The 23,589-nt window shown below is 53.6% G+C and carries 23 protein-coding genes and 1 rRNA gene; 6 read left to right on the top strand and 18 right to left on the bottom strand.

Features of this window, described 5'->3' with window-relative positions; genetic code table 11:
- Positions 1-68: 68 nt before the first annotated feature.
- The 10 genes from rplT to HALO_RS11415 all read right to left on the bottom strand — a co-directional run bounded on the left by rplT (position 69) and on the right by HALO_RS11415 (position 8,514).
- Positions 69-422 (bottom strand): 50S ribosomal protein L20, encoded by a 354-nt coding sequence (rplT, locus tag HALO_RS11460; protein ID WP_007114344.1) that lies wholly within the window; start codon positions 420-422, stop codon positions 69-71.
- 64 nt (positions 423-486) lie between these two features.
- Positions 487-681 (bottom strand): 50S ribosomal protein L35, encoded by a 195-nt coding sequence (gene rpmI / locus HALO_RS11455; protein ID WP_027959586.1) that lies wholly within the window; start codon positions 679-681, stop codon positions 487-489.
- 82 nt (positions 682-763) lie between these two features.
- Positions 764-1,255 (bottom strand): translation initiation factor IF-3, encoded by a 492-nt coding sequence (gene infC, locus HALO_RS11450; RefSeq protein ID WP_009287797.1) that lies wholly within the window; start codon positions 1,253-1,255, stop codon positions 764-766.
- Between the two features lie 60 nt (positions 1,256-1,315).
- Positions 1,316-3,238, bottom strand: coding sequence for a threonine--tRNA ligase (gene thrS / locus HALO_RS11445; RefSeq protein ID WP_035579540.1), 1,923 nt, complete (start codon positions 3,236-3,238; stop codon positions 1,316-1,318).
- 220 nt (positions 3,239-3,458) lie between these two features.
- Positions 3,459-4,328, bottom strand: coding sequence for an OmpA family protein (locus tag HALO_RS11440; protein ID WP_035579542.1), 870 nt, complete (start codon positions 4,326-4,328; stop codon positions 3,459-3,461).
- 335 nt (positions 4,329-4,663) lie between these two features.
- Entirely contained in the window at positions 4,664-5,131 is a 468-nt protein-coding gene (locus tag HALO_RS11435; protein ID WP_035579544.1) for a DUF2489 domain-containing protein, read from the bottom strand.
- Between the two features lie 132 nt (positions 5,132-5,263).
- The gene (gene cyoE / locus HALO_RS11430; RefSeq protein WP_050713439.1) at positions 5,264-6,181 is read right to left on the bottom strand and encodes a heme o synthase; all 918 of its coding nucleotides are present in this window, start codon (positions 6,179-6,181) and stop codon (positions 5,264-5,266) included.
- 14 nt (positions 6,182-6,195) lie between these two features.
- Complete coding sequence (locus tag HALO_RS11425) at positions 6,196-7,248, bottom strand: COX15/CtaA family protein (RefSeq protein ID WP_035579547.1); 1,053 nt, start codon at positions 7,246-7,248, stop codon at positions 6,196-6,198.
- A gap of 32 nt (positions 7,249-7,280) precedes the next feature.
- On the bottom strand, positions 7,281-7,790 hold the full coding sequence (locus tag HALO_RS11420; RefSeq protein WP_035579549.1) for a hypothetical protein: 510 nt from the start codon (positions 7,788-7,790) through the stop codon (positions 7,281-7,283).
- A 4-nt stretch (positions 7,791-7,794) separates the two neighbouring features.
- Positions 7,795-8,514, bottom strand: a complete 720-nt coding sequence (locus tag HALO_RS11415; RefSeq protein ID WP_035579551.1) for an SURF1 family protein — start codon at positions 8,512-8,514, stop codon at positions 7,795-7,797.
- Between HALO_RS11415 and HALO_RS11410 the strand changes: the two genes are divergently transcribed.
- Positions 8,513-8,704 (top strand): DUF2909 domain-containing protein, encoded by a 192-nt coding sequence (locus tag HALO_RS11410; protein WP_050713438.1) that lies wholly within the window; start codon positions 8,513-8,515, stop codon positions 8,702-8,704. The two genes, HALO_RS11415 and HALO_RS11410, sit on opposite strands and share 2 nt — an antisense overlap.
- 5 nt (positions 8,705-8,709) lie before the next feature.
- Here the strand turns inward: HALO_RS11410 and HALO_RS11405 are convergent, their stop codons facing one another.
- From HALO_RS11405 to HALO_RS11385, 5 genes are all read right to left on the bottom strand, one after another.
- Complete coding sequence (locus tag HALO_RS11405) at positions 8,710-9,570, bottom strand: cytochrome c oxidase subunit 3 (protein ID WP_035579555.1); 861 nt, start codon at positions 9,568-9,570, stop codon at positions 8,710-8,712.
- Positions 9,567-10,229 carry a cytochrome c oxidase assembly protein gene (locus HALO_RS11400; protein WP_035579557.1) on the bottom strand — a complete coding sequence of 221 codons (663 nt, stop codon included), beginning with the start codon at positions 10,227-10,229 and terminating at the stop codon, positions 9,567-9,569. The genes HALO_RS11405 and HALO_RS11400 overlap by 4 nt, the downstream gene beginning before the upstream one ends.
- 40 nt (positions 10,230-10,269) lie before the next feature.
- Positions 10,270-11,904: a cytochrome c oxidase subunit I gene (ctaD, locus tag HALO_RS11395; RefSeq protein WP_035579559.1), complete on the bottom strand. Its 1,635-nt coding sequence runs from the start codon at positions 11,902-11,904 to the stop codon at positions 10,270-10,272.
- A 48-nt stretch (positions 11,905-11,952) separates the two neighbouring features.
- Entirely contained in the window at positions 11,953-13,065 is a 1,113-nt protein-coding gene (coxB, locus tag HALO_RS11390; protein WP_035579560.1) for a cytochrome c oxidase subunit II, read from the bottom strand.
- Between the two features lie 124 nt (positions 13,066-13,189).
- Entirely contained in the window at positions 13,190-13,363 is a 174-nt protein-coding gene (locus HALO_RS11385) for a DUF2970 domain-containing protein (protein ID WP_081899074.1), read from the bottom strand.
- 204 nt (positions 13,364-13,567) lie between these two features.
- Between HALO_RS11385 and HALO_RS11380 the strand changes: the two genes are divergently transcribed.
- Positions 13,568-13,783 (top strand): hypothetical protein, encoded by a 216-nt coding sequence (locus tag HALO_RS11380; protein WP_035579562.1) that lies wholly within the window; start codon positions 13,568-13,570, stop codon positions 13,781-13,783.
- A gap of 27 nt (positions 13,784-13,810) precedes the next feature.
- On the opposite strand, the gene hrpB is transcribed toward HALO_RS11380, so the two are convergent.
- Positions 13,811-16,249 (bottom strand): ATP-dependent helicase HrpB, encoded by a 2,439-nt coding sequence (hrpB, locus tag HALO_RS11375; RefSeq protein ID WP_035579563.1) that lies wholly within the window; start codon positions 16,247-16,249, stop codon positions 13,811-13,813.
- 7 nt (positions 16,250-16,256) lie between these two features.
- Positions 16,257-16,919 (bottom strand): TetR/AcrR family transcriptional regulator, encoded by a 663-nt coding sequence (locus tag HALO_RS11370; protein ID WP_050713437.1) that lies wholly within the window; start codon positions 16,917-16,919, stop codon positions 16,257-16,259.
- A gap of 189 nt (positions 16,920-17,108) precedes the next feature.
- Here HALO_RS11370 and xdhA point away from each other — a divergent pair, with 189 nt between their 5' ends.
- Genes xdhA through guaD form a run of 4 tightly spaced genes read left to right on the top strand, consistent with a single transcriptional unit; the run spans position 17,109 to position 23,163 of the window.
- Positions 17,109-18,566 (top strand): xanthine dehydrogenase small subunit, encoded by a 1,458-nt coding sequence (gene xdhA, locus HALO_RS11365; RefSeq protein ID WP_035579566.1) that lies wholly within the window; start codon positions 17,109-17,111, stop codon positions 18,564-18,566.
- The gene (gene xdhB / locus HALO_RS11360) at positions 18,550-20,973 is read left to right on the top strand and encodes a xanthine dehydrogenase molybdopterin binding subunit (protein WP_035579567.1); all 2,424 of its coding nucleotides are present in this window, start codon (positions 18,550-18,552) and stop codon (positions 20,971-20,973) included. The genes xdhA and xdhB overlap by 17 nt, the downstream gene beginning before the upstream one ends.
- Complete coding sequence (gene xdhC / locus HALO_RS11355; protein ID WP_035579568.1) at positions 20,970-21,842, top strand: xanthine dehydrogenase accessory protein XdhC; 873 nt, start codon at positions 20,970-20,972, stop codon at positions 21,840-21,842. Before xdhB ends, xdhC begins: the two co-directional genes overlap by 4 nt.
- Position 21,843: 1 nt before the next feature.
- A complete protein-coding gene (gene guaD / locus HALO_RS11350; protein WP_035579570.1) occupies positions 21,844-23,163 on the top strand; it encodes a guanine deaminase in 1,320 nt (439 codons plus the stop codon).
- Positions 23,164-23,395: 232 nt separating this feature from the next.
- Here guaD and rrf read toward each other — a convergent pair.
- Positions 23,396-23,511: ribosomal RNA gene (gene rrf / locus HALO_RS11345) — 5S ribosomal RNA — on the bottom strand.
- Between the last annotated feature and the right edge of the window lie 78 nt (positions 23,512-23,589).

Raw genomic sequence — 23,589 nt, 5'->3', positions numbered from 1 at the left:
CCCCTGGATGGGTCACTCTGAAATGACCTCAGGCACGTAACACGGGCATACGCCCAGTGCATACTACCTTATTGGGCAGCCTTGGCTTTTTCCACGATGGCAGCAAATGCAGCCTTCTCGTGTACCGCCAAATCGGCCAATACTTTACGGTCGATTTCAATACCGGCTTTCTTAAGACCGCCTACAAAACGGCTGTAAGACATGCCGTTTACGCGTGCACCAGCGTTAATACGCTGGATCCAAAGCGCGCGGAACTGGCGCTTACGGTTGCGACGGTCACGGTAAGCATACTGGCCCGCTTTGATAACGGCTTGCTTGGCAACGCGGAAAACACGCGAACGGGCACCGTAGTAACCTTTGGCAAGCTTCAATACTTTTTTATGGCGACGACGCGCTACTACGCCACGTTTAACTCGAGTCATAACACACTCCTGACTTTAAGGCTGAGGCAAAAAAATTGTGCACTCAGAAAAACGAAAACCCGACTTATAGATTCGGCAGCATACGCTGGATGAGCGCTTTATCAGACGCGTGGATCTGCTTCATTCCACGCAATTGACGCTTACGCTTGGTCGATTTCTTGGTCAAGATGTGGCTACGGTGAGACTGCTTGTGCTTAAAGCCATTAGCAGTCTTCTTGAAGCGCTTGGCAGCGCCGCTGTTGCTTTTGATTTTCGGCATGAGGAAAACTCCGCTCGATATTTTTTAGAAAACCCAGGGCCGACCACCGGTTTAACGGTGGCCCGTTGACATCGCCGTTGGATCACTTCTTTTTCGGGGCAATAATCATGATCATCTGGCGGCCTTCCATTTTAGGAAAGGCCTCTACCACTCCGATCTCTTCCAGGTCTGCCGCGATCCTTTCCATCAGCTTACGGCCGATATCCTGGTGCGCCATTTCACGACCACGGAAGCGCAGTGTGACTTTGCCCTTGTCACCACCTTCCAAAAAGCGCGTCAGGTTTTTAAGCTTTACCTGATAATCGCCTTCATCGGTGCCAGGACGGAATTTAACTTCCTTAACCTGGATTTGCTTCTGCTTCTTCTTTTGAGCCGCTTTCTGCTTCTTGGTCTCAAAAACGAACTTGCCGTAATCCATAATCTTACAGACGATGGGATCGGCATTCGAAATTTGCACGAGATCTAAGCTTTCAGATTCAGCACGCTCTAGCGCTTCGGTGGTGGGCACAACGCCCAGCTGCTCACCGTCGCTACCAATAAGACGCACTTCTTCTTCGACAATTCGCTCGTTCATTGGTGGGCGTTTGTCTGCTGGACGCCCGCGCTGGTTGCTTCTCTTGATCGTTCCGTCTCCTTAGGCAATTGACGATGTCGCCAGGGCTGCTCTCTCGGCAGTATGGCGTTCAATAAATTCATCGACCGTCATTGTACCGAGGTTTTCGCCGCTGCGTGTTCGCACGGCCACTGAGTCAGCTTCGACTTCCTTATCTCCCACCACAAGGAGATAGGGAACTTTCTGTAACGTATGCTCACGGATTTTAAAGCCGATCTTCTCGTTCCTCAAGTCCGCTTTAGCACGCAAGCCACTTTTTTGCAGGCGTTTCTCCAAATCAAGCGCATATTCGCGCTGTGAATCGGTGATGGTCATGACAACCGCTTGCTGTGGCGCAAGCCATAATGGCATAGCGCCCGCATAGTGCTCAATCAGAATCCCCAAGAAACGCTCGAAGGAGCCTAAAATCGCGCGGTGAAGCATCACCGGGGTCTTACGTACGCCATCTTCATCAACGTACTGTGCCCCTAAACGCCCTGGCAAGTTAAAATCGAGCTGTAGGGTACCACACTGCCAGACACGATTCAGACAATCGCGCAGTGCAAATTCAATTTTAGGCCCATAAAAAGCCCCCTCACCTGGCTGTAGATCCCACGCCAAGCCCGTTGCATTCAATGCCGCCTCAAGCCCCTGTTCGGCCTGATCCCACACTTCAGCTTCGCCAAGGAAGTCGTCCGGGCGCGTTGAGAGCTTCAGTTCAACATCTTCGAAACCGAGCGTTTTATAAACTTGCAGCGTTAACGCTATAAAATCTTCTGCCTCAGCCTGTATTTGGCCTTCGGTGCAGAAAATATGCGCATCATCCTGGGTAAAGCCGCGCACGCGCATCAGACCATGCAGAGAGCCGGAAGGTTCATTACGATGGCAGCTACCAAACTCGGCTAAACGCAGTGGCAAATCACGGTAGCTTTTCAACCCCTGATTAAATACCTGCACATGGCAAGGACAGTTCATGGGTTTGACCGCGTATTCGCGCTTCTCAGACTCAGTGGTGAACATCAGATCACTGTAATGACCCCAGTGCCCGGATTTTTTCCACAAAGAGAGGTCAACCACCTGAGGCGTTTTGATTTCCTGGTAGCCATGCTCGCGCTGAATGTTGCGCATGTACTCTTCCAAGGCCTGATACATCGTCCAGCCATTGGGGTGCCAAAACACCATGCCCGGCGCTTCTTCTTGAATATGGAATAAGTCCATCTTGCGGGCGAGCTTACGATGGTCGCGCTTCTCGGCTTCCTCAAGACGCTTGAGATACGCTTTAAGCTGCTTTTTATCGCCCCATGCGGTGCCGTAGATGCGCGTTAGCATGGTGTTTGCAGCGTCGCCACGCCAATAGGCACCGGCTAGCTTTGTCAGCTTGAACGCTTTTAGGTGGCGGGTATTCGGCACGTGCGGCCCGCGGCACATGTCAGTGTACTCTTCGTGATGATAAAGCCGGATTTTCGCGTCATCGGGAATATCGCGAACAATTTCCTGCTTGTACGGCTCATCACGATGCAAGAAGGTCAACATTGCCTGATCGCGATTAACGTATTCGCGTACGACATCGTACTCGCTCTCAATCAGTGACTGCATACGCTTTTCTATCGCTTCCAGGTCTTCCGGCGTCACAGATTGACCAAACTCGATATCGTAGTAAAAACCGTCATCAATGACCGGCCCGATCGCCATTTTGGCCTCGGGGTACATCTGCTTGACCGCATGACCAATTAGATGGGCGCAGGAGTGACGGATAATTTCCAGACCCTCATCGTCACGCGCGGTAATAATGGCCACTTTCGCGTCTTGTTCAATCAGGTCAGCGGCATCTACCAGCACACCATCGATTTTCCCAGCAATACAGGCCTTAGCCAAACCAGGGCCAATGGATTCTGCGAGCTGCATAATGGTCAGCGGTGCTTCAAACGTTCTTTGACTGCCGTCAGGCAGAGTAACAATAGGCATTCAGGTTCCTTGAGCGCAGTGGTGATCCATACCAAGGATCACATTTCGCTATCAATGGTCTTGGGAGGTGCAAAGTGTACCGCTATAAAGCAGCGGCAAGCCTAGCAGACTTACCTACCGCTTAAAATAAAAACGGGAGGCATAAGCCTCCCGTTTCTTTACCTGTGGGTTGCAGCTAGCCGTTTATAGGCAATCAACAACCCTCAGAGGATAAGTGAACTTAGTTCCACTCGTCCAATTCAACGCGACGGTTCTGGAAGCGGCCTTCTTCAGTCTCGTTAGACGCGACCGGCTGCTCTTCACCGTAACCTACTGCACGCATGCGGTTGGCTTCTACACCACGGCTAGCGAGGTAAGATGCAACAGACTGTGCACGCTCTTGTGACAAGTTTTTGTTGTACTCATCAGAACCGCGTGAATCAGTGTGTCCTTCGATGCTTACACGCACATCAGGGTTGCTAACCAAACGCTCAGCAACACCGTTCAGGACATTCTGAGCGTTAGAAGTCAATTGAGCAGAGTCAAACTCGAAGTTAACATCTTGTAGAACAACGCTATCCGGGCAACCAAGTGCGTTAACTTCTACGCCAGCTGGTGTATTCGGGCACTGATCACGGTAGTCCGGCACGCCGTCGTTATCGGAGTCAAGCGGGCAACCATTGGCATTAACTTCAACGCCAGCAGGTGTGCCTGGGCACTGATCACGGTAGTCCGGTACGCCGTCGCCGTCAGAATCTAGCGGGCAACCTTCAGCGTCAACAGCAACACCAGCAGGCACTTCGCCATAGCTTGGGCACTGTGGTGCAACCGGCTCAGGCGTACGGTCAGCACATAGCAGACCGCCGATAGCAGCACCAGCAGCGGCACCAGTAGCAGCACCGCTCTCTTCATCAGAACTGCTGCTGGTGGCGTAGCCAATGCTGCCACCAATTAAACCGCCGGCCAAACCACATACCGCAGGATGCTGATACCAGCTACGGTCACTGCTAGCGCTTGATTGGCCGGAAGATTGTGAGGCCGAACTGGCACAGCCAGAGAGGCCGACTACCAGGGCGGAACCGATTAGCAACCCAGTCGTTGATTTTTTCATGCAAGACTCCTTCTTGATCCAATGCTGAAATGGTCATAAGTGACCAAATCTATCCAATGCTTCTTATTTGCGAGAGCATCCATTTTTCGCCTGTTCTGAACCACTGGTTAATGAACCAAGCTCTCAGTACTAATGACGACGTACTCATTACCTAGAACCCAGTCAATACAGAACGGTGTACCTATCATTAACGCCTAAGCGCTAGAAGGCAACAATGCCAAGATATCAACTTCTTGCCAATACCGACATCCCTCAGCATAGCAAAAATGCCGCGATGGGCACTAAAAATTAGTTTGCTATGCATTTTGGCGGTTTAAACCGCCAAAATCCAATAGTTAATGCAACGCATTTTTACCTTGAGCACGCCACTTTAACACTGCCCGAGCGGCTTCGAGTACAGCTTCGCGCATATCATTTTCCACCATCAACCGCTCTTTGTCCTCCTGCATACGCTCTCGGGCGGTCAATTGCTGACGTGCGGAATGCGTATTCAGGTGTTTAGTGCGACTATGGTGGTCAAGAAATGCCTTAAATTCCGCTCGTTCCGTTAAGCTAGGATCAATGATTTCAAGAAGCACCTTACAGCGCCAAGCGCCCTCAGTGATATCGACCTGCTCCTGAACCAGTGCGCTGGCGACATAATCAAGGTTTTCTAAGCTGTTTTGCTGAGCGCGAGCATCTTCATCGCGCCGATAAGCTTCTCGGCGACTGACCTCTTTGCGTAACCCCCATGCGTAGATGCATAGTCCTACAATCACTGCAATCGCCACGGCCAGTAATATCAGCGCTACCGTTGAGTTCATGAAACTCCTCATTAAGCGGATAAATTACTTGACGAAAATTGTACACCCTTATACCACCATTCTGCCAATGGCATCCAGGCTTGAGTTCCAGCTAGCTAAATATTTACTCCACTAGCCACTTGCTACACGGGCTTACCAAACAAGCACGGCAGCGTAATGATCGAGTAATAGCGCACCGAAAACACCCAATAGGTAGCGAATCGAGAACCAGAACGCGTTAATGGGGGCGGCGGGATCCTGCCCGCGCCATACTCGCCAATTCCACACCATAAAGCGTGCATTAAGACACATCACGACGAACAGATAGAGTGCGCCACTCATGCCAATCATCACCGGCATTAAGGTGGCCAACACGGTTAACCACCCATACAGCCAAATTTGCAGCCGTGTAAAAGGAATGCCATGCGTAACAGGCAGCATGGGAATCCCCGCACGTGCATAATCATCGCGCTTATGAATAGCCAGGGCCCAGAAATGTGGCGGCGTCCAGGCAAAAATAATCAGCATCAGCAGCAGCGATTCAGAGCTGATGTGCCCTGTGATAGCGACCCAACCTAAAAGTGGCGGCGCCGCGCCAGCTACCCCACCAATAACGATATTTTGTGGCGTAGCACGTTTTAAAAAAGCAGTATAAATCAGCGCATAGCCAATCAGGGAGGCAAAGGTGAGCGCAGCTGTTAAGKGGTTAACCTGCCACGCCAATAGCCCAACACCCGCGACAGACAGCATGCACGCCCACCCTAGAGCGATCGCCACGGGTAGCCGCTTACTTGCCACAGGGCGACGAGCAGTTCGCGTCATTACCGCATCCAGGCGGCGGTCGATAACATGATTAAAAGCAGCCGCACCGCAAGAGGCGAGACCGATCCCCGCTAGACCAAGCATTACGTTCGTCAGCGGTGGTAGGCCTGGGGTCGCTAATGCCATCCCTACGGCCGTACACACCAACATAACGGCCACCACTTTAATCTTGCACAGGCCCAATAGCTCTTTCCAACCCCACAGCATAGAAGGCACAGCCGTGGGTAGCGTCATTGTTATATTGCGCATGGCATGCTTCCCTTTTATTGAGCGATAACGTTGTTATAAGGTGAATGAGTTGTCGTAGAGTAAACCTCAGCCACTTGATAGCGCCAACGCCACCACGCCCAAACCAACCCAGCGGCCAGCGCAATGGCGCCAGCGGTGTGCAGTAGCGCCAGCCATAGCGGCAACCAAAGCACCACATTGGCAACCCCCAACGCAGCCTGCAGCGCATACAAACCGACAACTATCGCGAGCGGCCTTGCAGCACTCCGCCAATGCCGATAACGCCACCAAAGCGCTATCAGCCCGCCCCCCAGCAGCAGCGCCCCCAAACGATGAACCACTTGAATCGCGGTACGTGCCTCGGCATGCAACTGTCCATGCAGGTAATTGGGCCCGACGGTCTGGGTAAGGTGAAAGCCCTCGCTGATGTCCATGGCGGGCAACCACTGACCATTGCAAGTAGGGAATCCTTGGCAAGCCACACCGGCATAATTGCTAGTTACCCAGCCGCCTAGCGCCAATTGCGCAACGAGCAAACAAGCCGCAATGCCCCACCATGCATTGGCACGCCGCGGTTCATTTATTGGCGTTGGCGCCACAGCGAGACGTAAGCGAAGATGTACCCACAAGAACAGCAACAGTACGCTCAACCCGCCCAGCAGATGGAGAGTAACGACTTGAGGCCACAACTTAAGCGTAACGGTGAAGGCACCAAAGGCGCCCTGGAGCAAAATAACCACTAGCAGCATCAAACTCAGATGCCATGGATAATCGCGACGATGACGCAACGGCCAACCCAACACCACAACGCTAAGTACCACCAATCCCAGTAGCGTTGCGATATAGCGATGCGCCATCTCCACCCACGCCTTAAAAGGGTCCAGCGGGACATCAGGATGGCGCAGCGTGGCCAAGTCACTATCAGGAACTAACAACTTTCCATAGCACCCCGGCCAATCAGGGCAGCCTAGCCCCGCATCGACTAAACGCGTCCAGGCACCAACCAACATGACCACCGTGGTAAACAGAGCCCCTACCAGCGTTAATCGCACTAACCACCGCAAGCGGCGCGCATATGAATCGTGCATGGCGGTTCCTTAACAACAGGGGTTAGCTTGCTTTACTGAGGATTCACTTTAAGCAAATGCTGGATATCCTCGAGCACATACTTAGTGGCTACATTGGCCTCAAAAGCCAGTGCAGGACGCCCCATGGGATCGAGTACCCATACTGAGTTGTCTTCACGCCATGAGGGTAAGTGCTGCCATTCGCTGGTCATCTCTCCCGGTAGCGGCTCTGCATCCCCACCGATCCGCAAACGGGTTAATCTCGGCGCCTCGCGACCTAAAGCACGGTGTAGCCGCCAAAACTCATCCATGCGCTGTTCGCACTGCTGGGCGCAGTCAAACACCAATATCCACTCTTCTTGGCTATTATCAGCCAGCGTGGTTAACGGCCATTCATCGAGCATGGGTAATTTCAGGTCAACCTTGCCGTGAGCCGTATGCCGGTCTGGAATACCAATGCGTAACTCGACCATTCCCCACGCAGCGACCATAGGTGCCGCGAATATCACAAAAATAAGGATTAACTTGAGCCGCTGGCGGCGAATGTGTTTGGCATCCTGCATACTTTCACCCCTGTTTATTTTTATAACCTGAACGCTTTTGTTGAGTCCCATCGCGACGCAACCTCTGGCCGCCGATAAACATGACCACCAAGGCTGCCAGGGCTAGGCCCCACCACTGAACCGCATAGCCCATATGCCGACTGGGTGGCATGACATTGGCTTCCCACCACGGGGTGAGAACCCCATCGCCTTCGGAAGCATGCAACCAGCCAGCGTAGCTGAAGGCACCTAGCGAAGCGCGCCATGGCTCAAGACTGAGCTGCTGCAGCCGTGCCCCTTCTCTGTTTTCCCCATATAGCGGACCGCCCGCCTGTACCTCCTGCCACTCGCCAGTCAGGTCAACCGTCCCACTGGGTGTTGCGGCCTGGGGTGTTTCGCGACGCGGCCCGGTGGCTAAAAAGCCTCTCTGCACCAGCCACAACTGACCGTGAATATCACGCAGTGGCGTTAGTACCGCCACACCGACCCTTCCGTCTACGATGCGATTATCCAAATAGAGTGTTTGCTCAGCCAAGTATTCTCCCCGCAGTGTCACCTGGGCGCCTTGGGCTGGCTGTGCTGTCGGTTTTACCAAAGCGGGGGCTGCATCGCGCATGGCTATTGCTAACCGCTTGTCATCTGCCCGCTCCCACTGCCATAGTCCTAAACAGGCGCCTAACGCCACCAGTACACTCCAGAACAGACACCAACTATAAAAACGCCATTGCCGAGAGGGTTTCATCATGTGGTTAMAACTACTCATTGCCGCCGTATTTATCGCGATGGTCATCAGCCTGGCCATGGGCGCCGTTTTTCTGATTCGAGATAACGCCTCTTCTCACCGCTTATTACGTTCTCTCAAATGGAGAATTGGTTTAGGTTGTTTGCTTGTAGCCCTTATTATTTTCGGCTATTGGTCAGGCCAGTTAGGCTAATGCGACTATAAGACATAGACAAAAATAAACAGCCCCACCCAGACCACATCCACAAAGTGCCAATACCAGCAAGAGGCTTCAAAACCAAAGTGGTTTTCGTCGGCGAAGTGCCCCTTAATAATACGCACCAGCATGGTGGCTAATATCAGCGTGCCAATAATGACGTGCACGCCATGAAAACCCGTCAAAATAAAGAATGTCGCACCAAAAATACCGGCTTCTAAGGTAATTCCGTAATGCGCGTAGGCCTCGTAATACTCAATGCCCTGAATCATGATAAAGCAGAATCCCAACAGCACGGTGCCCGTTAGCCAGTTGCGGCATGTCTTCCTGTCGCCTAACTTTAGCGCTTCGTGGGCAACGGTTAATGTGATGCTGGAGGTAATTAAAATCAGGGTATTGACGAGAGGAAGCTGCCACGGGCTAAAGACTTGTTGCGGGCCAGCGATAGATGAGTCCGGCGGGTTCAGCAACGGCCATGTGGCTACAAAATCAGGCCACAACAACGCGGAAACGCCTTTTGCCCCTTCCCCCCCTAACCATGGAATGGCAAACATACGTACGTAAAATAGCGCACCGAAAAAAGCGGCGAAAAACATCACTTCCGAAAAAATAAACCAACCCATCCCCCAGCGAAATGAACGGTCCATTTGCGCATCGTAAAGTCCTCCCCGAGACTCACTAATCACGTCACGAAACCAGAGCCCCATCACCGCAATAACGCCCACTACGCCGATTAACACCAGCGGCAACCCCGTGTCGTAGACGAGCTTAATACCGGTACCCACCATCATGGCGCCTAGGGCAACCGAGCCAAGAACAGGCCACCGACTACTCGCCGGAACGTAATAGCTACCACTGCTCATATCGCTTCTCCCACCGCTTTATTGTTTTTGGGCTCGTTACTGAGACTGTTTTCGGGACCATTGCTCAGGTCGTCATCATTCTCTAAGTCGCTATTAGCGCTATTCAGTGAAGCATTTTGAATCGCATGCTCTACGGGATACAGGGTATATACCAGCGTAATAGTATTAATATCTGCAGGCAGGTCACGCGCCAGCTGGAATACCAGCGGTATGGTTAACCGTTCATCGCCCTGCAACTGCTGCTCTTGAAAGCAGAAACAACTGATTTTACGCAGGTGCGTCGTGGCAGTGAAGGGAGACACACTGGGCACGGCTCTCCCCCAGCTTTCGCTATTACTATTATTGGTAAAGGTAAAATCGACTTCCGCCATTTGCCCGGGGTGCACGCTCATCTGGCGCATTTCAACGCTCATCTGCCATGGCAGGCCGGGGCTGCCGCGAGTGATAAATTGCACGTTGATATAACGCGATTCATCCACCTCTTCATGCACGATACTTTGCGCCGTGGCATCCACTTTGCCGTTAAGACCGGTGATCTGGCAAAAAACGTCATAGAGCGGCACCAGTGCGAAGGCAAACCCAAACATGCCGACCAGCACGGCGACTGTCCTAATAACCGTGCGTCGCACTCCCACTTGTGTCTGTTCTTGACTATTCATAACACCTCTTAGGCCGGTGACCCGTGCGGTTTATGTATTTTTAGTGAGACGTGCGCTGAAACACTGGCGGCGTTTCAAATGTGTGTAGTGGCGCTGGGCTAGGCACCGTCCACTCCAGGTCAACCGCTCCCTCCCAAGCTTTGGCGGGCGCTTTTTTACCACCGCGGATGCATAGGATCACGCCCAATACAAACAGCAGCTGCGACGCACCGAAGAAGAAAGCACCGATACTTGAGAGCAAGTTAAAATCAGCAAACTGCAGGGCGTAGTCAGGGATTCGCCGTGGCATCCCCGCCAAGCCTGCGAAGTGCATGGGGAAGAAGGTTAAATTGACGCCAATAATCGAGAACCAAAAATGCCACTGAGCCAGTCGCTCGTTGGGATAGTGACCGGTCCATTTCGGCAACCAGTAGTACACCCCCGCCATGATGGCGAAGATCGCCCCTGGGACTAACACATAGTGGAAGTGGGCGACGACGAAGTAGGTATCGTGATACTGAAAATCCGCTGGCGCGATGGCCAACATCAGGCCGGAGAAGCCGCCGATGGTAAATAGCACCACAAAGGCCAGGGAAAATAGCATCGGCGATTCAAAACTAATTGAGCCGCGAAACAGGGTAGTGACCCAGTTAAATACCTTAACCCCTGTAGGCACGGCAATCAGCATGGTGGAGTACATAAAAAACAGCTCTGCCACCAGCGGGAGCCCCACTATAAACATATGGTGAGCCCAGACTAAAAACGACAGCAATGCAATAGCTGCGGTGGCATACACCATCGATGCGTAACCGAACAGAGGCTTACGTGCAAAGGTGGGGATGATCGCCGAGACAATCCCAAAGGCGGGCAGAATCATAATGTACACTTCGGGGTGACCGAAGAACCAGAATAGATGCTGAAACAACACCGGATCACCACCGCCTGCTGCATCAAAGAAACTGGTGCCAAAGTTAATATCCATAAGCATCATGGTGATCACACCCGCCAAAACCGGCATCACGGCAATCAGCAGAAAAGCAGTAATCAGCCATGTCCAAACAAACAGCGGCATATCCATTAAACGCATGCCCGGCGCACGCATATTTAAAATGGTTGCGATAATGTTGATAGCACCGAGAATGGAGCTAATGCCGGCAATATGCAGGGCGAGAATAAAGAAAGTTGTCGAGGGTGGCGCAAAATTCGTCGACAGCGGCGCATAGAATGTCCAGCCGAAATTAGGCCCCCCGCCGGGCATGAATAGCGTTGAAAGTAGCAGCGTAAACGCCACCGGCAGCAGCCAAAAACTGAAGTTATTTAACCGCGGTAACGCCATGTCCGGCGCGCCAATCTGCAGCGGTATCATCCAGTTTGCTAACCCGGTGAAAGCGGGCATTACCGCAGCGAACACCATTATCAAACCGTGCATGGTGGTCATCTGGTTAAAAAACTCAGGTTCAACCAGCTGCAAGCCTGGCTGGAAAAGCTCAGCCCTGACCACCAGGGCAAATATGCCGCCAATGAAAAACATCGTCAGCGAAAAAATCAAATAGAGAGAGCCGATCTCTTTGTGGTTGGTGGTCAATAGCCAGCGCAAAATACCTTTTGGCGGCGCGGCATGACCATGCGATTGACCGTCGGCGACGGCTGTAGAGCTATGTTGTAGTGGTGGCTGAGGGGGCAGTTTGGGCGCCATGTGTCTCTCCAAAATATTGTTGTTGTCCGATTGCGTGGCAAACCAACGTCATTGGGCGATTAACTCAGCCACTGCAGAAGGCTGCACCACCTCTCCCGTATCATTACCCCAAGCATTACGCGTATAGGTGACTACAGCAGCGATTTCAACAGGGTTTAAGGTGCTTCGAAAAGCGGGCATTGCCGCGCCCGAGACACCGTTTACCACCTTATCAAGGTGCCAATCCACATCACTTAATAGCTGTTCGTTATTTGCTAGTGCCGGGAATGCCGGCGGCGAGCCCTGGCCTTCGGCTTGGTGACAAGAGGAGCAAATCGATTGATAAACGGATTCACCGCGCTCTACTAGTTCTGCCATTTCCCACTCACGGTCTACCCCCATTGCCTCTTGCTCAGCGGCCTCTTTCCGCTCAGCCAGCCAGCTTTCAAACTCTTCTTCTTCTACGGCATGCACCACCACCGGCATAAAACCGTGATCAATACCGCACAGCTCAGCACATTGACCACGATAAATACCCGGTTCGTTGATTTTTACCCAGTTCTCATTAATAAAGCCGGGAATCGTATCCTGCTTGACCGCCAAGTCCGGCACCCACCATGAGTGAATCACGTCGTCCGAGGTCATTAGAAAACGTACTTTACGGTTAATCGGCAGCACCAGGGGTTCGTCAACCTCTAATAAGTAGTGCTCACCGCGGGCTTCTTCACCACTGATTTGCGTTCTCGGGGTACTCATATTGGAGGTAAACGCTACGTCCTCACCAAGATACTCATAGCGCCAGCGCCACTGCTGACCAGTGATCATGACGTCCAACTCGGCGTCTGATGCGTCGTACATGTTTTTTAGGGTGGCTGTGGCGGGCACGGCCATACCAACCAGGATAAGAATGGGGATGGCAGTCCATAACACTTCCACACTGGTATGTTCATGAAAGTGAGCAGCCTTTGCTCCTTTGGAGTGACGATAACGAAACAATGAGTAGAACATTGCCCCAAAGACCACCACGCCAATCACGACACATATCCAAAAAATGGTCATGTGCAGGCCATAAATATCGCTGCTTACATCTGTTACCCCAACGGGCATATTCCAGCCGTTGGACTGAGCCTGCGACTCATTTACAGTAAGGAATATGGCGATTAGCCACCACCGTGAATGCATAGATACCTCCAATTTTATTGTTATTACTTATCGTTAGATTAGGGCAGGATGAAATGAGATATTAGCAGTATAGAAAATATGTGCGATTCGTCACGCTTTGCTCATTTAACGCTATCAACGCTTTTCAGCGGGCCGCCATGATGGCCAAAAAAATAAGCAGCAAAACAAACAGCAGCGTAATCACCACACCAGTGACAAGATAGGCTGCTGGCCTGCCACTACTAAAGTCTTCCTCCCGCTTTTGGTTGCTCTGAACGCCTAGCAAGGCTGCTAGCACTGACTTCACCACCGACCACATAGAACCTCCGAGGGGAATTGACGCTCTTGCATTTATTCAGCCCTGAATGAGTTAATCACTATTATCATAGGCATACATAAGCATTACGTCAGGGTAAAGTGTCGAAATCTAAGCATTTACAGCTAGGCAAATGACTACCTATAGTTTCTTAATGTGAGATACTCAACTTATTCTCAGGATCAGCGCCACCCAATGGAGTGCCTTATGCTCAAGCGCCGCCTCGCATTACCCATCAATGCGCTATTTGTTATTGTTCTGCTGCTGTTAGCTGGTTGTACGACTTATACATGGCCGGACGGCTCTCAGGAAACCGTCATCGGGGTTGTGCCTGACGAGGAGAATCAGCGCTATGAAGAAGAGCGGGTAGATGGTGTGCGCTACCGGATTCCAGATGAGATCCCGGAAAAGCGCAGCGAGTAGCTACCAGCGCGGCGGATGTCAAAACTGTCACATCTTACACTTGGTATGCGCGGTGGCGGAGGCAGTCAGCGGGTCTTCTGGCCAAGGGTGCTTGGGGTAACGACCGCGCATCTCTTTACGCACTTCAGGGTAGCCATTTTGCCAAAAGCTAACTAAATCCTGGGTTACCTGCAGCGGCCGACGCGCAGGTGAAAGCAGATGAATCATCACTGCAACAGCGTCATTCACAACGGTAGGAGTTACCCGCCAGCCGAAGGCCTCCTGCAGTTTCAACGCTAAAATAGGTGGGCGTTGGGAAAGACATGGCAGGTAGTCTAAGCCAACCTGCTTGCCACTAGGCACTTCAAGCGTTAATGGCGTTAACTGCTCAAATTCACCTTGCGCCTCCCAGGGCAGTGAATTGAGCAGGTAGCGCTCTAGCGGCAATTTCTCAATTTGACTCAGCCGATTGACCCCGATCAGATAGGGAGCTAACCAACTGTCTAACGTGGCTAGCAATGCCTCTTCAGACCAGTCGGGCCAAGCCTCTCCCTGATATTCACGCAGCAGCGCCATTCGCCCGCGTAACTGCTGTAGCTTATCGCCAAATAACGTTTCAGGCTGCTGACGTAAGGCGTTCAATAGCGCCTCTTTCACCGCCTCTTCCGGCAGATGCGCTAAAGGGCGTTTGGCAATAGCGAGGCTGCCATGCGCCTGCACCTCTTCACCGACTAAACGCCCCTCTTCCTGCGACCATGTTATCCGCGGCTGCCATTGTTGAATACTGGGATAGAGCGAAAGCAGCGATTCAAGTGACAGCGGTTCACCCGCGGCAATACGTGCCTGACCACTTGCCGCGCTATTTAACGCCACGGCCACTAAATAGGGTTGATGCGCCAATGTATCGCTTAACGACAGCGTGGCGGTTTTACCATTGGCAAGCCGAAAGTTACCAGGGCTTACTTGCTGGCCAATGCGTTCAGGGTAAGCCAGTGCTAAGAGTGGCCCAAGTGGTTCTAGCGCAGCGGCACTAAGCGCTACCCCTGCTCTCTTTGCCAGCCTAAGCGCCTCGCGCTGCCAACTGGGGAACCGTTTTGGCTGGCGAAGCCGCAGGGCTAACGCATCGTGCAGCGAGCGCTCATTGCTGTCACGCTCCTCTAGCAGTGCCGCAACCCCACAGGCTAGAGGCACAGCATTAAAGTCTGCTGCTCGCTCCAGCATCACGGCAATTCTCGGCTCAACTGGCCAGCGGGCACAGCGACTACCCAGAGGGGTTAGTGTGTGCTGCTCATCTAATACCCCCAGTTGCACCAGCAGCGCTTGGCCACTTCGCCAGGCGCCCTCTGGCGGTGGCGTTACCCAGTTTAGCGCTTGGGGCGATGCAACACCCCAGCACGCCAGTTCCAGCGCCAGCGACGAGAGATCCGCCTGTTGTATTTCCGGCTCACCGTAAGGCACCAACGTCTGATCCTGAGCCCAAAGCCGAAAACAGCTGCCCTCTCGCTGACGCCCTGCCCGCCCCCGCCGCTGATCAGCGCTGGCGCGGTTAATGCGTCGCGTGGTTAAACGGGTTAGCCCGGTGCGCGGCTGAAAAAGCGGCACGCGCTCTAGACCACCGTCAATCACCACATTCACGCCATCCACGGTAATACTCGACTCAGTGATCGCGGTGGACACAATAATTCGCTGTTTTGATGTATTCGCTGCCAGGGCTGCCTGCTGTTCAGCGATACTCATTCTGCCGTGCAATGGTCTGACCGCCAGAGCGGGCAAGGCTCTTTCCAACGCCTGTACTAGACGATTGATCTCCGCCACACCGGGCAAAATCACTAATATATCCTGACTATCAGGCATGCAAAGCACTTCATTGACCACTCTAAGTGCGTGATTCAAGCTCTCCTCGCCGCTTTGAGCAGGACGATAAACCGTCTCCACCGGAAATTGGCGCCCATGGCACTCAATGACCGGCACCTGCTCGCCCAACACTCGCTTGAGCGCCGCGATATCCAGGGTTGCCGACATCACCAGTAAGCGCAAATCGTCGCGAATACTGGTTTGCACATCCAGCGTTAGCGCCAAGCCCACATCGGCTTCTAGGCTGCGCTCATGGAATTCATCAAAAATAATCCCGGCAACGCCCTCTAACAGCGGGTCATCTTGTAGCATGCGGATGAGTACGCCCTGGGTCACTACCTCCAAGCGGGTTTGTGCACTGACACAGCTATCGCCGCGCATGCGATAACCCACCGTTTGGCCAACGTTCTCACCCAACTGCTGGGCCATAAACGTAGCGGCCAAACGAGCAGCGACTCGACGTGGCTCTAACAGCAGTAGTTTTTGACCCTCGGCCCAGTGGCTCGCCAATAAGCTCAGCGGAATGCGGGTTGTCTTACCCGCCCCTGGCTGAGCAATCAGCACCAGACGATTGTGGGCAGCTAAGCTATCTTTTAAATGATCAAGATGCTGGTCAATTGGGAGCACACTCATTCTCGTTTCACTTTTCCAGCGGGCGTGCTTTAGCAACAGGCTGAGTTATGCCACAGCCTTTAAGGATAACGTGCTCAAGAAAAGCCGATATAGACTCAAGGTCATCGTCACTTAATGCCTCGCGACCTAGAATACCGGACACTTGGGCACTATATTCAGTGTAGTGCTGCGTCGCAGACCAAATCAGGAAGATTAGCCAGCGCGGATCGACATCGTCCATTTTGCCCTGTACCGACCACTGGCGCATGATTGCCGCGCGAGAAGCCMCCCAATCGCGTAACTCACCCGCCAGATACTCACTTAAAAAGGGAGCACCGGCTAAAATTTCTGCCGCAAAGAGTTTTGAGCCTTCAGGATAGCGCTGACCAAGCACCATTTTAGTGCGGATAAAATCACTGAGCACCGTCGCTGGATCGCTTTCTGGGGTAATGTCTTCAAGCACTTCATTCCAGCGAAGCATCATGCGGTTAAGCAACCGCACGTAAAGCGCCTGTTTACTGCCCATATAGTACAAAATATTGGCTTTGGGGAGACCTGCTCGGTCAGCGATCACTTGCAAGCTTGCCCCGCGGTAACCGTGCTGAGAAAACACCTGCTCCGCGGCAATCAGGATACTTGTCTCTATTTTTTCCCGGCTTGGGCTTTCAGAAGGGACGGATACGGCGGTCATTAACAGTGTTCCTTGATAAGAGTCGGTGGATAGGCTAATCGCCCCAAATAGTGGCATTTAGCATAAGCTTGCCCCACTCCTGTGCAGCGAGCAAATACTTGCAAGAGAGGACGTTTTGTCCCAAGCTCAACTCATATTGACCGATCGGTCAGCACAATCCCGATCTATACGATCACAGTGGAGTTCGGCATGGCAACGATTGCGTTCCTGCTCAATGGTACCCCCCAGCGGTGTGACGTTTCACCCGACACCAGCATTCTAACCCTTTTGCGCGAGCATTTGGCCCAAACGGGCACCAAAGAGGGCTGCGCTTCAGGTGACTGTGGCGCCTGTACCGTGGCGATTAGCGAGCCAACGTCAGGCACACACAGATATACCAGCGCTAATGCCTGCATTACGCCTGCTCACCAACTGCAGGGCAGGCACTTGGTGACCGTTGAAGGGTTGTCGGAACAGGGTCACTTGCACCCCGCTCAGGAAGCGATGATCGAATGCCATGGTAGCCAATGTGGTTTTTGTACGCCGGGTATTGTCATGTCGCTTTTCACTCTGCATAGCGATCTTATCCAGCGCCCCTCTCCGCTAACACCCGAGCGACTCGAAGCCGCTCTAGGCGGTAACTTGTGCCGCTGCACCGGCTATCGGCCGATTCGGGATGCAGCGCTGAGTATGAATGCGACTCCTTACCTGCGCCCTCAGTGGTTTGACGCTACATTGCCAGATTCAGAAAGCGATGCGCAGATCACAGACTTAGCGGAAACGGCTGTATTTTTTGCCCAACCGACGTCTTTGGTCGCGCTAGCGCAGCTACGCCAAGCCTTCCCCCAGGCGCGCTTGGTGGCCGGCGGCACGGATCTCTGGCTAGAGAGCACTCAGCGTTTGGCCCCCCTTGATCAGTTGATTGACGTTTCTAGGGTTGCCGAGCTACTCACCATTGAAGAGGCCCTGTTTGAGAATCAAACCGGCTGGTGGATAGGCGCCGGGGTGACCTATACCCAACTCGAACCCCTGTTTAATGCGCACTTCCCAGCATTTGCACATCTGCTGCACCGGTTGGGCTCCCAGCAAATTCGCAACCGGGGAACCCTGGGGGGCAATATCGCCAATGCTTCCCCTATTGGCGATACGCCCCCCGTGCTACTGGCCTTGGATACCCAGGTAGAGCTTGCTAGCGTAACCGGCAAGCGTTGCTTAGCGCTTGAGGATTTCTTCCTGGATTATAAAAAGACCGCCTTGGCGACCGATGAAGTTGTTTCACGAATTTTCATCCCGCAAGCGGCTGAAGAGAGTCAACTGCGCGTTTGGAAACTCTCCAAGCGTCGCGAAGATGATATCTCCGCGCTACTCGGCGCCTTTTGCTACCGCGTTGAGCAGGGTGTTATGCGTGATGTACGAATCGCTTTTGGCGGTATGGCCGCTACTCCCAAACGCGCGCTAGCAGCCGAAGCAGCGCTTGAGGGCAGCGCTATTACCCCAGAGGCGTTTCGCGCCGCTCAGCAGGCACTTGAAGATGATTTCCAACCTATGAGTGACGTGCGGGGTAGCCAACATTATCGCCAGCAAGCTGCCCAGAATCTAATTGAACGGCTCTACCTTTCTCTCTCAGTGCCCGACCAAGAGGTGATGCTCCATGCGTACGCTCACTAAACTGGACGGCGATAGTAGCCGTGCCCGCCGTGAACTGCACGACCACATTCAAGGCTCTGGCCCCTTGGCGCGCCATACGGTCGACAGTACTGGCCAACGCCAGGCGGGTAGCGCAAGTTTTCATGAGAGTGCCGAAAAGCACGTCACCGGCAAGGCGGCTTATATTGACGACTTAGCCGTACCGGCCGATGCGCTACATGTGGCGCTGGGCCTATCACCTGTCGCCCACGGCACCTTGACGCAGCTTGATCTCAGCAAGGTGAAAGAGGCGCCAGGGGTGGTCGATGTGATCACCTTTCATGAGGTGCCGGGGCATACCGACATCGGGCCGGTCTTTCCGGGCGATCCCATTTTTGTCGATCATGAGATCAGCTATGCAGGCCAGTGCCTGTTCGCCGTGGCGGCAACGTCGCTGCAGGCAGCTCGCCGTGCCGTCAAATTTGCCACTATCAGCATCGATGAGCAGCCAGCTAGTTTAGACCCGGTGGCCGCAACAGAGCGGGAAGAGTTTGTTCGCCCCACTCATGTGCAGACGCGGGGTGATTGGCAACAGGCACTCGACCAGGCGGAACAGAGGGTTGAAGGTGAGCTGTTTGTTGGCGGTCAAGAGCACTTCTATCTGGAAGGCCAGGCCTGTGTGGTTCACCCTACCGAGGATGAGGGTGTTATTGTTCACACCTCCAACCAGCACCCCAGCGAAACCCAAAAGTTGGTGGCGGAGGTGCTCGATATCCCTTTTCATGCGGTGACCGTCGAAGTCCGTCGTATGGGCGGTGGCTTTGGTGGCAAAGAGACTCAGGCGTCTCCCTGGGCGTGTATTGCCGCAATTATTGCTCGCCGCACCGGCAAGACGGTTCGCCTGCGCTTACCACGCAGCGACGATATGCATGCCACGGGGAAACGCCACCCCTTCCATAATCGCTACCGGCTCGCCATTGACGCTGAAGGCGTTATTCAGGGGGGTGAGATCACGGTGATCGGTGACTGCGGCTACTCGCCGGATCTTTCTGACGCCATCGTTGATCGCGCCATGTTTCATGCCGACAACGCCTACTCGCTGGGGGATGCCCAGGTAGTCGGGCATCGAGCCAAAACCCATACCGCCTCCAATACCGCATTCCGGGGCTTCGGCGGCCCCCAAGGGATGATGATCATTGAAGCGGCCATGGATGATATTGCCCGCCAGATTGGCGAAGATCCGCTCACCGTGCGTAAGCGCAATTTCTACCGCGAGGGTCGCGACGTCACCCACTACGGCCAGCAGGTCGATCAGTTGCAGCTGTTGCACACACTCGTTGAAAGGCTAGAAAGTGACAGCGAATACTGGTCGCGGCGCAAAGCGGTCAGTGACTTCAATGCCACGAACTCAGTGATAAAAAAAGGCCTGGCACTTACGCCGGTCAAATTTGGCATTTCATTTACCGCCCAGCATCTGAATCAGGCGGGCGCCCTTCTGCATGTTTACACCGACGGCAGCGTGATGATTAATCACGGCGGTACCGAGATGGGCCAAGGGCTGCATACCAAGATTTGTCAGGTAGTAGCCAGGGAGCTGGGGCTGGATTTAGACAAAGTGCGCATTACCGCTACGCGAACCGATAAAGTCCCCAATACGTCCCCGACCGCCGCTTCCAGCGGTGCTGACTTAAACGGCATGGCTGCCCGGGATGCGGCCAGCAAACTACGTGAACGTCTGTTCGATTTTGCTACCGAGCACTATCCCGAGGGTTTGGATCGGGAAGGCATGCGCCTGGAAGACAGCATGTTAGTGGCCGGGTTCGGCGAAAGCGAGCGCAGTATTCCGTGGGGAGAATTGGTGCAAACGGCCTATCTGCATCGGATATCGCTGTCTGAAAAAGGCTTCTATGCTACACCGCTGATTCACTATGACCGCTCAGTCGGCCAGGGTCGCCCCTTTTATTACTATGCATTTGGCGCGGCAGTGGCTGAAGTGAGCGTGGATACCCTGAGCGGCGAGTATCAGGTTGACCGCGTTGATATCTTGCACGATGTGGGCGACTCGCTTAATCCCGCTATCGATATTGGCCAAGTGGAGGGGGGCTTTATTCAGGGAATGGGCTGGTTGACCAGCGAAGAGCTGAAGTGGAACGATAAAGGCGTGCTGGTCAGCGATGGGCCGGCGACCTATAAAATCCCCACCTTTGGCGACCTACCGCCTATCTTCAATGTTGCGCTATTGGAAGGCCATCCCAACTCCATGGCCAGTCTCTACCGCTCAAAAGCAGTCGGTGAGCCCCCTTTTATGCTCGGCATTTGTGTCTGGTCGGCGTTGCGTGACGCCCTTTCGAGCCTTACCGATTACACCACATCACCGCACTTAGACACACCGGCCACGCCTGAGCGGGTTATGCTCGCGGCCAATGCCATCAGGAAGAGAGCGCTGTGAGTGAACTTCAAGTACCGGAAACCTGGCATGCGGCACTGCATCGTTTACAGCGCGACGGCATCCCCCATGTGCTAGCCACCCAGGTGACCAGCGCAGGCTCAACGCCCCGCGAGCCTGGCGCTCGCATGGTGATCACTGATGATGCCATCTTTGATACGCTGGGAGGCGGTACCTTTGAGTGGCAAACCATTTCCGCCGCGCGGGCCTGTTTGGCTGAACAACGCTACGGACTCAGCTTAGAAGCCTTCTCTCTAGGTGGACGAAGCGGCCAGTGCTGTGGTGGCTTCGTGAATATTCTTCTGGAAGCGTTTCCCGGCGCTACGGCTCACATCGCTATCTTTGGTGCAGGCAACGTCGGTCAAGAGATCGTCAAGCTAGGCGCCCCGCTTCCCTGGCAACTGCACTGGTACGATAGCCGTCGTGATGCGTTTGTCGTCGGGCAGCAGCAACCGCGACTTCACCGTTATCCGCTTCATGATGCAGAGAAATGTGTCGCAAACTTGCCTGCAGATACCCATGCGCTGGTGTTGACGCACAACCATGACGAAGACTATGCGCTGATCCAAGCGTTAATTCAGCGCGACGACATCGCGTCGATTGGATTGATTGGTTCAGACAGCAAGTGGGCAAGCTTTACCGGGCGGCTGAAACGCGACGGGTACTCTGACGAACAAATGGCGCGGGTACGTAGCCCCATTGGGCGCATCCACGCCACTAAGCTGAATAATAAAACCCCCTATGCGATTGCGCTAACGGTAGTGGCTGAGCTGCTTTGGCTAACGGACACGCCCACTTCTCAAGATAACCGCGGGCTGGACTCCCAGTCTCTGCGAACGCTATTGACCGATTCTCCGACGACCACGAGTTAATATGACGACTTCTTCTACCGATACGTTTATTCGTGCCGAACTGATCAGTTTTGCCCGCGACCCTGGAGATGGCGATACGCCTCAACCGGGCAGTTTAGAGCACTACGGTGATGGCTTACTCTGGTTGAAAGGCCAGCATATTCATGCCGTCGGCCACTTTCCTGAATTGGCGCCGTCGCTACCCAAAGGTGCGGAAGTTCTCGATTACCGTGACAAACTTATTATGCCGGGGTTTATTGACACCCATGTGCACTACGTTCAATTGGATATCATGGCGTCGTATGGCCGTCAGCTACTTGACTGGCTAAACGACTATACCTTTCCGGAAGAGTGTCGTTTTGCGAGTCACGCCCATGCAGAAGCGCTGTCTAACGCGTTTTTGGATGAGATGCTACGCGCAGGGACTACAACGGCTCAGGTATTTGGGTCTAGCCACCCTGGTTCCGTGGATGCCTTTTTCACCGCCTGTGAAAAGCGCCAGTTGCGTATGCTGGTGGGTAAGGTATTGATGGATCGTAACGCGCCAGAGGCCCTAATGGACGGTGCTTCGGGCATTGCCGATAGCGAGCGGCTAATTGAAGATTGGCACGGCAAGGAGCGACTCGGCTACAGTGTCACCCCGCGTTTTGCGCCTACATCGACCAAAACACAAATGGATGCGGCAGGCGCCCTGCTTCGTAATGATCCAAGTCTCTGGTTACAGACCCATTTGGCTGAAAACAGCGGTGAGTTGGACTGGGTAGCCGAACTGTTTCCAGGTAGCCGCGACTACTTGGCCGTTTATGAGCAAGCAGGCCTCGTTGGCCCACGCAGTACCTTTGCCCACGGTATTCATCTCGATAACGGTATGCGCAAGCGATTGGCGGATCGAGGCGCCAATATTGCCTTTTGCCCCAGCTCCAATCTCTTTCTTGGCAGCGGTTTATTTGACCGTGAGGCCGCCAAACAGACGGGTATGGCATTCACCTTTGCCAGCGATATAGGTGCAGGCACTGACTTATCGGGCTTTGGTACGCTGAAAGCGGCCTATCAAGTGGGTCAACTAGGTGGACAACCGCTTACTGCCTGGCAAGGCTTTTATGGTTTAACCAAGGGGAATGCAAAAGCACTCTCGCTGGATAGCCAAATTGGCCAACTGGCTCCCACGCTGGAAGCAGATTTTGTGGTGATTGATACTCAAGCGACGTCATTACTTTCTCGACGCATCAGCCACTGCACTACGCTTGGCGAGCGACTTTTTGCATTAATGATGCTCGCCGATGACCGCGCGATTTATGAAACCTGGGCGGGTGGCATCTGCCAACACCGCAGGGATTTATAGAAGTGAGGCGTGAGGCGTGAGGCGTGAGGCGTGAGGCGTGAGGCGTGAGGCGTGAGGCGTGAGGCGTGAGGCGTGAGGCGTGAGGCGTGAGGCGGAACAGGATATTCGTTAGATACCCCTACACCAACGTTTTCTACTCACTATTCCCCCTCACTCCTCACTATTTACCCCTCACGCCCATGCAAAAAAAAATCCCCCAAGGCGTAAGCCCTGAGGGATTTTTCAAATAAGTGCCTGACGATGACCTACTCTCGCATGGGGAGACCCCACACTACCATCGGCGCTAAGCGGTTTCACTTCTGAGTTCGGCAAGGGATCAGGTGGTTCACGCGTGCTATGGTCGTCAGGCGTAACTGTTAATGTACATCATGCTGTTTGTGATCGTCTCATTGTGCCGCCTGCTCGTTTGAGTCAGGCCACACGCTG

Source organism: Halomonas sp. R57-5 (genome assembly GCF_900070345.1).
In the GTDB taxonomy this organism is placed as follows: Bacteria; Pseudomonadota; Gammaproteobacteria; order Pseudomonadales; family Halomonadaceae; genus Vreelandella; species Vreelandella ventosae_B.
The sequence above is the reverse complement of the archived record's forward strand: the minus strand, read 5'-3'. Positions and strand labels throughout refer to the sequence as shown.